General features: G+C 61.3%; 8 protein-coding genes and 1 other RNA gene. 8 read left to right on the forward strand and 1 reads right to left on the reverse strand.

The window, feature by feature from the left end; translation table 11 throughout:
• The 7 genes from smc (at position 1) to J2Y90_RS14940 (ending at position 11,365) form a co-directional block, all read left to right on the forward strand.
• Positions 1-3,489, forward strand: a complete 3,489-nt coding sequence (gene smc / locus J2Y90_RS14910) for a chromosome segregation protein SMC (protein ID WP_253500639.1) — start codon at positions 1-3, stop codon at positions 3,487-3,489.
• Between the two features lie 259 nt (positions 3,490-3,748).
• Positions 3,749-4,612, forward strand: a complete 864-nt coding sequence (gene zipA / locus J2Y90_RS14915) for a cell division protein ZipA (protein WP_253500640.1) — start codon at positions 3,749-3,751, stop codon at positions 4,610-4,612.
• Between the two features lie 141 nt (positions 4,613-4,753).
• Positions 4,754-7,111 (forward strand): NAD-dependent DNA ligase LigA, encoded by a 2,358-nt coding sequence (gene ligA, locus J2Y90_RS14920; RefSeq protein ID WP_253500641.1) that lies wholly within the window; start codon positions 4,754-4,756, stop codon positions 7,109-7,111.
• Positions 7,112-7,272: 161 nt separating this feature from the next.
• Positions 7,273-8,436, forward strand: a complete 1,164-nt coding sequence (locus J2Y90_RS14925) for a zinc-binding metallopeptidase family protein (protein ID WP_253500642.1) — start codon at positions 7,273-7,275, stop codon at positions 8,434-8,436.
• A 134-nt stretch (positions 8,437-8,570) separates the two neighbouring features.
• An RNA gene (ffs, locus tag J2Y90_RS14930) (signal recognition particle sRNA small type) lies at positions 8,571-8,667 on the forward strand.
• A 205-nt stretch (positions 8,668-8,872) separates the two neighbouring features.
• Positions 8,873-9,361: a hypothetical protein gene (locus J2Y90_RS14935; protein ID WP_253500643.1), complete on the forward strand. Its 489-nt coding sequence runs from the start codon at positions 8,873-8,875 to the stop codon at positions 9,359-9,361.
• A 36-nt stretch (positions 9,362-9,397) separates the two neighbouring features.
• Positions 9,398-11,365: a hypothetical protein gene (locus J2Y90_RS14940; RefSeq protein ID WP_253500644.1), complete on the forward strand. Its 1,968-nt coding sequence runs from the start codon at positions 9,398-9,400 to the stop codon at positions 11,363-11,365.
• A 103-nt stretch (positions 11,366-11,468) separates the two neighbouring features.
• On the opposite strand, the gene J2Y90_RS14945 is transcribed toward J2Y90_RS14940, so the two are convergent.
• Positions 11,469-12,218, reverse strand: coding sequence for a substrate-binding periplasmic protein (locus tag J2Y90_RS14945; protein WP_253500645.1), 750 nt, complete (start codon positions 12,216-12,218; stop codon positions 11,469-11,471).
• Between the two features lie 145 nt (positions 12,219-12,363).
• Between J2Y90_RS14945 and dnaX the strand changes: the two genes are divergently transcribed.
• Positions 12,364-14,448 carry a DNA polymerase III subunit gamma/tau gene (gene dnaX / locus J2Y90_RS14950; RefSeq protein WP_253500646.1) on the forward strand — a complete coding sequence of 695 codons (2,085 nt, stop codon included), beginning with the start codon at positions 12,364-12,366 and terminating at the stop codon, positions 14,446-14,448.
• Positions 14,449-14,475: the final 27 nt, after the last annotated feature.

Raw genomic sequence — 14,475 nt, forward strand, 5'->3', positions numbered from 1 at the left:
GTGCGGCTAAAGTGCATCAAACTGGCGGGGTTCAAGTCCTTCGTCGACCCGACCACGGTGAACTTCCCCAGTAACATGGCGGCGGTCGTCGGGCCGAACGGTTGCGGCAAGTCGAACATCATCGACGCCGTGCGCTGGGTGATGGGCGAAAGTTCGGCGAAGAACCTGCGTGGCGAGTCGATGACCGACGTCATCTTCAACGGCTCGACCAGCCGCAAACCGGTGAGCCAGGCCAGTATCGAACTGGTGTTCGACAACTCCGACGGCACGCTGCTCGGCGAATACGCCGCCTACGCGGAGATTTCCATCCGCCGCAAAGTCACCCGCGACAGCCAGACTACTTATTACCTCAACGGCACCAAATGCCGTCGACGCGACATCACCGACATTTTCCTCGGCACCGGCCTCGGCCCGCGCAGCTACTCGATCATCGAACAGGGGATGATCTCCAAGCTGATCGAATCCAAGCCCGAAGACCTGCGCAATTTCATCGAAGAAGCAGCGGGCATCTCCAAGTACAAGGAGCGCCGCCGCGAGACTGAAAACCGCATCCGCCGCACCCATGAAAACCTCGCGCGTCTGACCGACCTGCGCGAAGAGCTGGAGCGCCAGCTCGAACGTCTGCACCGTCAGGCCGAGGCGGCGAAAAAGTATCAGGAACTCAAGGCCGAAGAGCGCCAGCTCAAGGCGCAACTGTCGGCCCTGCGCTGGCAGGATCTCAACGAGCAGGTCGGCCAGCGCGAGTCGATCATCGGCAACCAGGAAGTCAGCTTCGAAGCGTTGGTCGCTGAACAGCGTAACGCTGACGCGGCCATTGAACGCCTGCGCGACGGCCACCACGACCTGTCCGAACGCTTCAATCTGGTGCAGGGCCGCTTCTATTCGGTCGGCGGCGACATTGCCCGGGTCGAGCAGAGTATTCAGCACGGCCAGCAGCGGCTGCGCCAGTTGCAGGACGATCTGAAAGAAGCCGAACGCGCGCGACTGGAAACCGAATCGCACCTGGGCCACGACCGCACCCTGCTGCTGACCCTCGGTGAAGAGCTGGACATGCTCACCCCCGAGCAGGGAGTCACCAGCGCCGCCGCCGAAGAAGCCGCCGCTGCGCTTGAAGAAGCCGAAACCACCATGCACGGCTGGCAGGAGCAGTGGGACGCTTTCAACCTGACCGCTGCCGAACCGCGCCGTCAGGCCGAAGTGCAACAGTCGCGGATCCAGCAGCTGGAAAGCAGCATGGAGCGCCTGGCCGACCGGCAGAAACGCCTCGGCGAAGAGCGCGCGTTGCTTTCAGCCGATCCGGAAGACGCGGCGATCTTGGCCCTCAACGAGCAGCTCGCCGAGTCCGAAGCGACCCTGGAAGATCTGCAGACCAGCGAAGAAGCGCAGGTCGAAAAGCTCGAACAACTGCGTCAGGAATTGCAGCAGGCGTTGACCGCCCAGCAGCAGGCGCAGGGCGATCTGCAGCGACTCAACGGGCGTTTGGCATCGCTGGAAGCCTTGCAGCAGGCCGCGCTCGACCCGGGCACCGGCACCGCCGAATGGTTGAAGGAACACAACCTCGCCGAGCGTCCGCGTCTGGCCGAGGGCCTGAAGGTCGAGGCGGGTTGGGAGTTGGCGGTGGAAACCGTGCTCGGCGCCGATCTGCAAGCGGTGCTGGTTGACGATTTCAGCGGTTTTGATCTGTCCGGTTTCACTCAAGGCGATTTGCGCCTGCTCAGCCCGGCCAGTGATGGCGTGCGGGTGGCCGGCAGTCTGCTGGACAAAGTCGAGGCGCAGATCGATCTGTCGCCGTGGCTTGGCCAGGTCAAACCGGTCGACAGCCTTGAGCAGGCGCTGGCCTTGCGCGGCCAGTTGAGCGCCGGGCAAAGCCTGATCAGTCGCGATGGCTATTGGGTCGGTCGACACTTTTTACGCGTACGTCGCGCGAGCGAAGCGGAAAGCGGCATGCTCGCCCGTGGCCAGGAAATCGAAGCGTTGCAGCTGGAGCGCGAAGAGCGCGAAGCCACGGTCGAGGCCATGGAAACCCGTCTGCAAACCTTGCGTGCGCAACAGCGTCAGCAGGAAAACGGCCGCGAACATCTGCGCCGTTTGCTGCAGGACGAAGCGCGCCAGCAAGGCGAACTGAAAGCGCAGTTGTCCGCCGGCAAAGCCAAGGCCGAACAGCTGACATTGCGCCGCACCCGTCTGGATGAAGAGCTGGTCGAACTTGCCGAACAGCGTGAGCTTGAGCACGAACAGGTCGGCGAAGCGCGCATGCAATTGCAGGAAGCGCTGGACGCCATGGCCCTGGATACCGAGCAGCGCGAGTTGCTGCTGGCCCAGCGCGACAGCCTGCGCGAACGCCTCGACCGCGTGCGTCAGGAAGCGCGGCAGCACAAGGATCACGCCCATCAATTGGCCGTGCGTCTCGGCTCGCTGCGTGCCCAGCACGATTCCACGCGGCAGGCGCTGGAGCGTCTGGAAATGCAGGCCGAGCGTCTGACTGAAAAGCGCGAACAGTTGAGTCTGAATCTGGAGGAGGGCGAGGCACCGCTGGAAGAGTTGCGCCTCAAGCTCGAGGAGTTGCTCGACAAGCGCATGACCGTCGATGAAGAACTCAAGACTGCGCAGATCGCCCTGGAAGACGCCGATCGTGAATTGCGCGACGCGGAAAAACGCCGGACCCAGGCCGAACAGCAATCGCAGCTGATTCGCGGTCAGCTCGAACAGCAACGCATGGAATGGCAAGCCCTGACCGTACGGCGCAAGGCTTTACAGGATCAACTGCTTGAAGACGGCTACGATCTCAACGGCGTGCTCGCGACATTGACCGCACAAGCCAGTGAACGCGAAGCCGAAGAAGAACTCGAACGCATCAATGCGCGGATCCAGCGTCTGGGTGCGATCAACCTCGCGGCCATCGATGAATACACGCAACAATCTGAGCGTAAACGTTATCTGGATGCGCAGGACGCCGATCTGGTCGAAGCGCTGGAGACCCTGGAAAACGTCATCCGCAAGATCGACAAGGAAACCCGTAACCGTTTCAAAGATACCTTTGATCAGATCAACGGCGGTTTACAGGCACTTTTTCCAAAAGTTTTCGGTGGTGGACGGGCGTATTTGGAACTGACGGGCGAAGATCTACTCGATACAGGGGTGACGATCATGGCGCAGCCGCCCGGGAAGAAGAACAGCACCATCCATTTGCTCTCCGGCGGCGAAAAAGCCCTGACTGCACTGGCCCTGGTTTTTGCCATCTTCAAGTTGAACCCGGCGCCGTTCTGCATGCTCGATGAGGTTGACGCGCCACTGGATGACGCTAACGTTGGACGCTATGCACGCCTGGTCAAAGAGATGTCGCAGACCGTGCAGTTCATCTACATCACCCACAACAAGATCGCCATGGAAATGGCCGAGCAGTTGATGGGCGTGACCATGCATGAACCGGGTTGTTCGCGATTGGTGGCGGTGGATGTCGAGGAGGCGATGGCGATGGTGGATGCCTGAGTCGCTGTGGTGTCGGAATGGTTTTGCAGGTCTGTAGGACTTTTTACTGACGTCGGCTGGATGGCCAATCGACATATTCGCGCAAGCCAAATGAGACAGACGGTGTAAAGTTGTCTTTGGTCGTGCTAGTTTAATGTCAATTTTTCGTATACGTGGGCAAAACGCCTGTCAGAACATAGAGTTGGCGCCACGTTTTAAAGCGGTTTACGCAGTGTAAACCCCTTATTTTTCAGCATTTTTTATAGAGGCACGGGATTACATGGAAATCGGTCTGCGCGAGTGGCTGATCGTCATCGGCATCATTGTGATAGCCGGTATTCTTTTCGATGGCTGGCGCCGTATGCGCGGCGGCAAGGGAAAGCTGAAATTCCGTCTCGACCGGAGCCTGTCCAATCTGCCGGACGAGGACACCAGCGCCGAGCTGTTGGGCCCGGCCCGCGTGCTGGACACGCACAAGGAGCCGCAACTGGACGAGCACGATCTGCCGTCGGTGAGCATGCCCAACCGCGAAGCCCGCGAGCCGCGTGAATCCGGTTCGAAACGTGGCAAGCGCGGCAGCAATGGCCCGGCGCAGGGCGACTTGAACCTCGACCTGGATCTGGACGGCGGTCCGAGCTTCAGCAGCCGTGATGACGATTTCGTCGAAGACAGCAAACCTGTACCGGCCGTAGCGGAAAAGGATCAGCCGCAAGCCGAAGAAGTCCTGGTGATCAGCGTGATCTGCCGCGACCCGGCTGGCTTCAAAGGCCCGGCGCTGCTGCAGAACATTCTCGAAAGCGGCCTGCGTTTTGGCGAGATGGATATTTTCCACCGCCACGAAAGCATGGCCGGCAACGGCGAAGTGCTGTTCTCCATGGCCAACGCGGTCAAGCCGGGGATTTTCGATCTGGACGACATCGACCATTTCAGCACCCCGGCGGTGAGCTTCTTCCTCGGCCTGCCCGGCCCGCGTCATCCGAAACAGGCTTTCGATGTGATGGTCGCGGCAGCGCGCAAGCTGTCTCAGGAACTGAACGGCGAATTGAAAGACGACCAGCGCAGCGTACTGACCGCGCAGACGATCGAGCACTACCGTCAGCGTATCGTCGAATTCGAACGCCGCGCCCTGACCCAGAAGCGCTAAGGCTGAAATCAAAAAGATCGCAGCCTTCGGTTCGCAGGAGCTGACGAGTGCAACGAGGCTGCGATCTTTTGGCCCCACCGCCGATAATGGAATAAAACTGGAGCAGCCTCGGCTGCTCTTTTGCTTTATGAGAGAACACCCATGACCGCCGCCAAAACCCGCATTCTAGAGCTGCGCGCTGAGCTGGATCAGCACAACTATCGCTACCACGTTCTCGACGAGCCGAGTATTCCGGATGCCGAATACGACCGCTTGTTCCACGAGCTCAAGGCGCTGGAAGCGGCCAACCCGGAACTGATCACCAGCGACTCGCCGACCCAGCGCGTCGGCAGCATGGCGCTGACTGCGTTCACCCAGGTGCGTCATGAAATCCCCATGCTCAGCCTCGGCAACGCCTTCGAAGAGTCCGACATGCGCGAGTTCGATCGCCGCGTCAACGAAGGTCTCGACGTGCCGGTGGGCGATCTGTTCGGTGGCGGCTCGGCGATTGAATACAGCTGCGAGCCGAAGCTTGATGGCCTGGCGGTCAGCCTTTTGTATCAGGACGGTTTGCTGGTGCGCGGTGCTACCCGTGGCGATGGCACCACCGGCGAAGACATCAGCGTCAATGTGCGCACCGTGCGCAACATTCCTCTGAAGCTGCACGGCGAGGGCTGGCCGGCGACGCTGGAAGTACGCGGCGAAGTGTTCATGTCCAAGGCCGGTTTCGAGCGCCTCAACGCTTCGCAACTGGAGATCGGCGGCAAGACCTTCGCCAACCCGCGCAACGCCGCAGCGGGCAGTCTGCGCCAGCTCGATTCGAAGATCACCGCCAACCGGCCGCTGGAATTCTGTTGCTACGGCATTGGCCAAGTGTCCCACGATATTTCCGACACGCACATTGGCAACCTCAAGCAGTTGCAGAAGTGGGGCATGCCGATCAGTCACGAGCTGAAGCTGGCCAAGGGCATCGACGAGTGCCTGGCGTACTACCACGACATCGGCGCACGGCGTAATGCACTCGCTTATGAAATCGACGGTGTAGTGTTCAAGGTCAACAGCATTGCCGATCAGCGTGAGCTGGGCTTCCGCGCCCGCGAACCGCGCTGGGCGATCGCGCACAAATTCCCGGCGATGGAAGAGCTCACCGAGTTGCTCGACGTTGAATTCCAGGTCGGCCGCACCGGCGCGGTGACGCCGGTGGCGCGTCTGAAACCGGTGAAAGTCGCTGGCGTCACCGTGGCCAACGCCACATTGCACAACATGGACGAAGTCGCGCGACTGGGCCTGATGATCGGCGACACGGTGATCATCCGCCGCGCCGGCGACGTGATTCCGCAAGTGGTGCAGGTGGTCACCGAGCGTCGCCCCGATGACGCGCGCCCGGTGGCCATTCCTGAAAGCTGCCCGGTGTGCGGTTCGCACGTTGAGCGCACGCAACTGGTCAAGCGCAGCAAGGGCAAGGAAACCTTCAGCGAAGGCGCGGTGTATCGCTGCGTCGGCCGGTTGGCCTGTGGCGCGCAACTGAAGCAGGCGATCATCCACTTCGTTTCGCGCCGGGCCATGGACATCGAAGGTCTGGGCGACAAGAGCGTCGAGCAACTGGTCGATGAAGGTCTGGTCAGTTCTCCGGCCGATCTGTATGCGCTGAAGTTCGATGACATCGTCGACCTTGAAGGTTTCGCCGAGGTCTCGAGCAACAAGTTGCTGAAAGCCATCGAAGACAGCAAGCAACCGAGCCTGGCACGGTTCATCTACGCCCTCGGCATTCCCGATGTCGGCGAAGAGACGGCCAAGGTGCTGGCGCGGTCGCTGGGTTCACTGGAGCGCGTGCATCAGGCCTTGCCGCATGTGCTGACCTACCTGCCGGACGTCGGCCTGGAAGTGGCGCACGAGATTCACAGTTTCTTCGAGGATGCGCATAACCGGCAGGTAATTACCGAATTGCTCGGCCATGGTTTGCAGATTCAGGACCAAGGCGAGTTGGGTGCGGAGTTCGCCGCCAGTACCACATTAGGCGGCTTGCTCGACAAGCTGCATATTCCTTTCGTCGGCCCCGGTGGTGCGCAGAAACTGGCCGACCGCTTCGGTTCACTCGATGCGGTGATGAACGCTGACTGGCTGGACATGCGTCAGGCATTGCCCGAGAAACAGGCCAACTCGGTGCGCGAGTTCTTCGCCTCGCCCGAGAATCGCCAACTCGCCGAGCAGGCCGAACAGCAACTGCGCGATTTCGGCATGCATTGGCAGAGCGAGAAGAAAGTCGTTGAAGGTTTGCCATTGTCCGGCGAAACCTGGGTGCTGACGGGCAAGGTCGAACTGATGAGCCGGGATGTGGCCAAGGATCACCTGGAAAGCCTCGGCGCCAAGGTCGCCGGCTCCGTCTCGGCGAAAACCCATTGCGTGGTTGCAGGCCCGGGTGCCGGGTCGAAACTCACCAAGGCTAACGAGCTGGGTGTGAAGGTCATGGACGAAGAAGCGTTCATCGCCTTCCTCAAAACCCACGGCGTCGCCGTGTGACCTCGCACTGATCGTTCCCACGCTCCGCGTGGGAATGCCGCCCGGGACGCTCCGCGTCCGCTGTGACGCAGAGCGTCACGGGATGCGTTACCACGCAGAGCGTGGGAACGATCAGTGCGCGGGGATGATCTAGTCTTGGCCAGTCCCAGGGAGAGATCGCCATGCACCGTTTTTTCGAGCAGCTCAGTTCCCGCATCATCGCGCCGTTCGTGGCCGGATCCTCACGCAACAGCAAAGTCTGGCCGTGCCGTTGTGGCCAGTCGCTGTTCTTTCGCAACAGTCAGTGCCTGGCCTGTAACGCCTTGCTCGGTTATCAACCCGAGCAAAGTCGCCTGACCTCGCTGCAGCCTGGGCCGGAAGAGGGCACCTGGACACTCGACGTCGATCCCGACGCCGGCCTGTTCCGCCGCTGCGCCAACCTCGACATGTCCGCCGCGTGCAACTGGCTGCTGCCGGCCAACGATCACGACACCTTGTGCATCGCCTGCAGCCTCAATCGCACCATTCCCGATCTGGCTGTCCCTGAGAATCCCGAGCGCTGGCGCAAGGTCGAAATCGCCAAGCGCCGCCTGGTCGCGCAACTGATCACTCTCGGCCTGCCGGTGATCCCGAAAACCATGGACGAAGAAACCGGGCTGGCGTTCGATTTCATTGGTGTCGACTTGCAGGGCAATGCGCCGATGACCGGCCACGCCAATGGCCTCATTACCCTCGATATCCAAGAAGCCGACGATGCCCATCGCGAGCAGGTCAGGGCGCAGATGCACGAGCCCTATCGCACGCTGCTCGGGCATTTTCGCCATGAGGTCGGCCACTATTACTGGGATCGCCTGATTGCCAACGGCCCCTGGCTTGGCGCATTCCGCAATCTGTTCGGCGACGAGCGCGCCAGCTACGCCGAGGCGCTGGACCGCCATTATCAGCAGGGCGCGTCACTGGACTGGCCGCAGCACTACGTCAGCGCCTACGCGACCATGCACCCGTGGGAAGACTGGGCGGAAACCTGGGCGCATTACCTGCACATGATGGACGCCGTGGACACCGCACTGGGCTTCGGCATGAGCGCACGAGAAATGGATTTCGACTATCAGCCGTTTCCGGCCAGCACCCTGTACGACCCGGAGCATCCCGGCGGGAGCGCGTTCCTGTCATTCGTCAACGCATGGATCGAACTGGCCGGCATGCTCAACGAACTGTCGCGCAGCATGGGCCAGCCGGATTTCTATCCGTTCGTACTGCCGGCAGCGGCGATCGCCAAGCTGCACTTCATTCATCTGGTGATCCAGCAGGCGGGCGGTCGTGCAGACGAAGTCCTGGCCCTGTAGGAGCTGCCGCAGGCTGCGATCTTTATGTCCTTGAACCCGTTCATGTTTTTTATCTGCAACCAACGGTTGTAACTTCATCTCAGACAGGTACAATGGCGCGGCTCGCCGACAGGCAAGCGTCGTTATGGTGACCCCATCGGTCCCCCCGCAACGATTACCCGTGAACCTGGTCAGATCCGGAAGGAAGCAGCCACAGCGGGAACATTGTGTGCCGGGGTGTGGCTGGTGGGGGCACCACCTTAACGAACCACCGAAGGCTTCAGACAGAACTGCATGGGTTTCGCCCACTGCGGTTTTTTTATGCCTGTGATTTGGCTTTTGGCGTTGATCCGCTATCAGAAACGCTCAGATGAGCAGCGCAGCGTTTCGTTGCCCGTGCGGCTGCCGACACCGAACAGTGGCATACTCCCTCGCCTGGCATCGAGAGGTAAGGCAAGTGGGTGAAATTGACGATCTGACCCGGGAAAAACTGCGTGAATGGCAGTTACGTCGTCTGGAAGTCAAAGCGCAGATGCAGGAACAGCCCGAGCGCACGCTGGAGCTGTCGCGAGTGCTCGACCTGATGGATGAAGAGCATGCCGCGATTCTGGCGGCTTCGACCGTGTTCAACGCGGTTGAAGAAACGGCGCAGCCGGTCGAAGTGGAGGCGCAGCCAGCCATCACCGAGTCGGAGTCCGGCAAGTACCACGTGCAACTGCACGCCACCGCTCAAAGCCCTGAACACCTGCGCAAACTGCTGGAAATGGCGCTCTACGAAGTGCAGGCACAGATCGATGCGGGCTCGGTGACTGACGGCTCAGATCGACGCGGCATGTCCGGGACGCTGGGCGACTACTCCTTCGAGCTGCGGATCCACCCCGAGGCCGGCAATGAGGGATGCTTGCCGCCCACCCATGAACTGCGCGACGAGAATGACCAGGACTGATCTGGTGTTGTGTCAAAGCCCTGGCGGCGAGGTTGTATGCACCCGGAACATTTTGATTTGGCCACCCCGGTACTTCTACCGATCAGCCATGATGCATGTATGGCGTTGTTGCAGTCCGAGGGTGAAGCGGCACTGGCCGACCTGTCTGACCCGGAACTGGCGGCGGTGCTGGTTATCCAGAACCTCGCCCAGGCAGCGGAACAGGATTTGAGCGCCAGCGCGGCAGAGAAAATTCTCGCCCGACTCATTGACTGGTCCGTCACCTCCCGGCGCTCTGGATCGACGGGACTGATGTCCGAGGCGCGGCGATTGTTCGATTCGCGCAAGTTGTATTTCGGCCTCAATGCGCTCAAAGGCCTGAACCTGCGGTTTCTCATGGCTGACGAAGTCACTGCGCAGGAATACCTGTTGCCCGACGGGCAATGGGATGTCGACTACAAGATTCGCCATCAGAAACAGAACAACCCGTTCAGTCAGCAAATGGTCACACCGCGCGAGCGTGAGCACTGGTTAAGCGCCGCGCAGGACAAGCTGCTGCGGACCTTTCGCGCCAATCTCGACGAAGACCTGCACGTGCAGGGCTATGCGGGCATCGGCAAGAGCTACATGCTCAGCGCGCTGATCGAATGCCTGCGCTCGAAGCGAACCCTGGTGTTGGCGCGTACCCCGGCAAAACTGGCGACGCTGCGCAAGCACATCATGCAAGTGCACGACACGGAAATTGGCCAGACCTTTTTCGACTTTGCCCAGGCCCAGTTGCTGGGCCCCCGGTTGCATATGGCCAGGACGCCAGCGCGGATCCCGAGCAAGCAGGCGCTGGCGCAGGAACTGAATATGTTCGGCTTTCGCCACCACGACGGGCAGGGCACCCTTGAGGTCTGTCTGCGCGTGCTGGAGCTGTATTGCGCATCAAGAGATCACGCGCTGTCCGCCAGGCATCTGCCACATTTCCAGCAGCCTTTGACAGCCGCAGACTCGCAAGCGCTGCTGGAGTACTCCAGTCGCCTGTGGGTCTATCTCGAAGCCAACCCGGCCTGGGCCAGCCAGAGCGGATTTCAGACGTTGTTGATGATCAAGCGCGCCAGTCTGGCCGGTTGCCGCGTCCCGCCGCGCTACACCCATGTGATCATCGACGAAAGCCAGGATGTGCCGGCGTCGCTGTTGCAGATCATCGAGCGCGGGAAGCAGGTGCTGATCACCCTCGGCGATGAATATCAGCAGGCCAAGGGCGAGCCGCTCAAGCGCAAGCGTGAAGTGCGCCAGAGCGATATCTGCTATTCGGTGCGCTCGGGGCGCAACGTCGAGCGCCTGGTCAATCCGCTGATCTCGCGCCACACGCAGAAAAGCAAAGTGCCGTTTGAAGGTGCTCGTCACGCCGACGTCGATATCGAGTACTACCCGCAAGCCTTCGTACCGCCCGAGGGCTGCGTGGTGCTGACCGCGTCCCCGTGGGACACGATGATGTGGGCCATCCACCTGCACGATTGCAATTGCGCCTTCAGCTTTCCCGACCGGGAAGCGCAGGACGACATCAAGCAATTCATGACCACCGCTATCGAGCTGTTCCGCCGCGACTTCTACAATGCTGGCTCCAGCGAAAAGGGGCCGCATCCGTATTTCAGCGACATGGCCGATTGGCGGCAGGTGCGTGAGGCGAACCGCTTCGATGAAGCCTTTGTGTGGATCGAAGCGCAGCTGCAAGAAGGCTTCAGGATTGCCGACCTGACCCGACTGAGCCAGAGGATCATCGAGCCGGGCAAGGCCTGTCTGTTGATGATGGCCGAGCAGGCCGGCGGCATGGAGTTCAGGCGCGTGCTGTTGACGCGGGCGTTGCTCAGCAATGAGAAATTCAAGGACGCCTACGAGTTCGATCAGCGTATCTGCGCCGTTTACATCGCCGTGTCCCGCGCCCGGCAGCAGCTTTATCTGCCTTACGACGTGGTGGAATGGATCGATTATCACCACAGCCGTGAGCCGAAATTCCGCGAATCGCACGGTTATTGATTGAGCCCCCTGTAGGAGTGAGCCTGCTCGCGATAGCGGTGGGTCAGTTAACAATAATGCTGACTGACCCACCGCTATCGCGAGCAGGCTCACTCCTACAGGGTTATGGGGTGTGTTCGGAAGTGCCGGTGTAGAGCCGGATGATGTCGTCTATCTCGCCGGACATTTTCATCCGCAGCAACGTCCGCAGAATCAGCTGCACCGGCACTTTCGGGTCGTTCCTGACATAGCAGCCGATATGCTGTTCCTGGAGCACCGCGACCCCTCGCAACTGCTGCTTTGGCAGCAGGCGCTGATTGATCCAGTCCAGCGTCCACTGATTGCTTACTGCGTAGCGATAGCGTCCGGCGAGGAGCTTTTCCAGCACCTGTTCCTGATTGCGCGCGTCCTCGCGTTGCAACCGGTCGGCGTCGAACAGTGATTGCAGGGTCGGGTAGCTGTAACCGAGGACGGTGCCGATGGCCTGTCGCGGCAGATCAGCGGGATTGATCTGCGCCGATTGATCCTCGCGGCTGACCAGCAGGTCACGCTGAAACCACAGCGGCACGCTCCAGATGTAATCGCCGGACTGATTCGGCAACCACGACTGTGCGGCATAGCAGCGCACATCGATGTCGCCGTGTTCCATGGCGTTCTGGACCCGCGCGCGCGGCAGGACGATGAATTGCGCCGGTGCGCCAACCTGGGTCGCCAGACTGAGCAGGATGTCGTGCAGGATGCCCTGGGTCGGTCTGCCGCCTTGAAGTTGCACCATCGGCATCGCCCAGCTATCCGGCACGGCGAAGCGCAACGGCGCTTGCGCGGCCATCGCGTTGAGGCTGATACCCAGCAATGCCGCCACGGCCCACCGCATAGACGCTCCGGTAATTCCCCATCCCGAGCTGATAAAAGCCTCTGCTGATGCAGCTTAGCCATATTAGACGAGGACACCGGATGCAATTTTGCCCTTGCTCCGCTAGCATTAGCCGCTTCTGCTTCCTTCGCTGCGACGGTTTTCGATGAGTTATCAGGTTCTTGCACGTAAATGGCGTCCACGCTCGTTCCGCGAAATGGTCGGCCAGACCCATGTGCTCAAGGCTCTGATCAATGCCTTGGACAGCCAACGGCTGCACCACGCCTACCTTTTCACCGGGACGCGCGGGGTCGGCAAGACCACCATCGCGCGGATCATTGCCAAGTGCCTGAACTGCGAGACCGGTATCACCTCCAGCCCCTGCGGCGAATGCTCGGTGTGCCGCGAGATCGATGAGGGCCGTTTTGTCGATCTGATCGAAATCGACGCCGCCAGCCGCACCAAAGTCGAAGACACCCGCGAACTGCTCGATAACGTGCAGTACGCGCCAAGCCGTGGGCGCTTCAAGGTCTACCTGATCGACGAAGTGCACATGCTTTCCAGCCATTCCTTCAATGCGCTGCTGAAAACCCTCGAAGAGCCGCCGCCCTACGTCAAGTTCATCCTGGCGACCACTGATCCGCAGAAACTTCCGGCAACGATTCTTTCTCGCTGTCTGCAGTTCTCCCTGAAGAACATGACGCCCGAGCGTGTGGTCGAGCATTTGACCCACGTGCTCACGGCGGAAAACGTCCCGTTCGAAGACGATGCACTGTGGCTGCTCGGCCGCGCCGCCGATGGTTCCATGCGCGACGCCATGAGCCTGACCGATCAGGCCATCGCCTTTGGTGAAGGCAAGGTGCTCGCTACCGACGTGCGAGCGATGCTCGGCACGCTGGATCACGGCCAGGTCTATGACGTGCTGCATGCGCTGATCGAAGGCGACGCCAAGGCGTTGCTCGAAGCCGTGCGACATCTGGCCGAACAAGGCCCGGACTGGAACGGCGTGCTCTCGGAAATTCTCAACGTGCTGCACCGCGTGGCCATCGCTCAGGCGCTGCCGGAAGGCGTCGACAATGGCCACGGCGACCGTGATCGCGTATTGGCCTTGGCCCAGGCGTTGCCGGCCGAAGACGTGCAGTTCTATTACCAGATGGGTCTGATTGGTCGCCGCGATTTGCCGCTGGCGCCGGACCCGCGTGGCGGTTTCGAAATGGTCTTGCTGCGGATGCTGGCGTTCCGCCCGGCGGATACCGCGGACGCGCCGAGGCAACCGCTAAAGCCAGTGGGGATCAGCCAGGCCACAGTTGATTCCGCAAACTCAGTGGCTGCCGCGCCGAAGCCTGCGCCGGTGGTCGCTGCGGCTGTTGCGCCGGCACCTGCGCCCGCACCGGTAGCGGCGCCGACTCCCGAGCCAGAACCTGTTGCGCCGGTGGTCGAAGCGCAACCGGAGCCTGAGCCTGTCGCTATCGAAGCTGTGGTCGATTTGCCATGGAACGACCCGGTAGAAGTCGAGCCCGAACCTGCGCCCGTTCAGCAACCCGCCGTCGAACCTGTGCTGGAAACCGCTGGCGAACAGCCCGAGCTGCCGCCAATGCCGTTGCCAACCCCGGACAGCGTGGTCCCGGATGCGCCGGAGTGGGCCGCCGCGCCGATTCCCGAGCCGTCCGTCGCTGACGTCGACGCAGCCACCCCGGGCATCGACCTCGACGACGAACCGCCGCTGGACGAGGACTACATCGAGCCGGACATGGATTCGGCCTATAGCTACCTCGACGAACTGGCCAGCGAACACGCCGCCGATCCTGAACCCGAGCCCGAGCCGGAACCCGCCGCCGCGCCGGCAACCGGTCTGGCCCTGCAATGGCTGGAGCTGTTCCCAAAACTGCCGATTTCCGGCATGACCGGCAGCATCGCCGCCAACTGCACGTTGATTGCGGTCGATGGCGATCATTGGCTGATGCACCTTGATCCAGCCCACAGCGCACTGTTCAACGCCACGCAACAACGGCGTCTCAACGATGCGTTGAACCAGTTCCACGGGCGCACGCTGACGCTGACCATCGAGCTGATCAAGCCCGAGCAGGAAACCCCGGCCCAGGCCGCCTCCCGCCGCCGCGCCAATCGCCAGCGCGAGGCGGAGGAATCGATCCACGGTGATCCGTTCATCCAGCAGATGGTTCAGCAGTTCGGCGCGGTGGTGCGAAGCGATACTATTGAACCTGTCGACGCCTTGGTCACCCAAGGCTAATAACTGAAGGTGCTCGGCCGCGATGGC

The organism is Pseudomonas koreensis, assembly GCF_024169245.1.
GTDB classification, from domain to species: Bacteria; Pseudomonadota; Gammaproteobacteria; order Pseudomonadales; family Pseudomonadaceae; genus Aquipseudomonas; species Aquipseudomonas koreensis_F.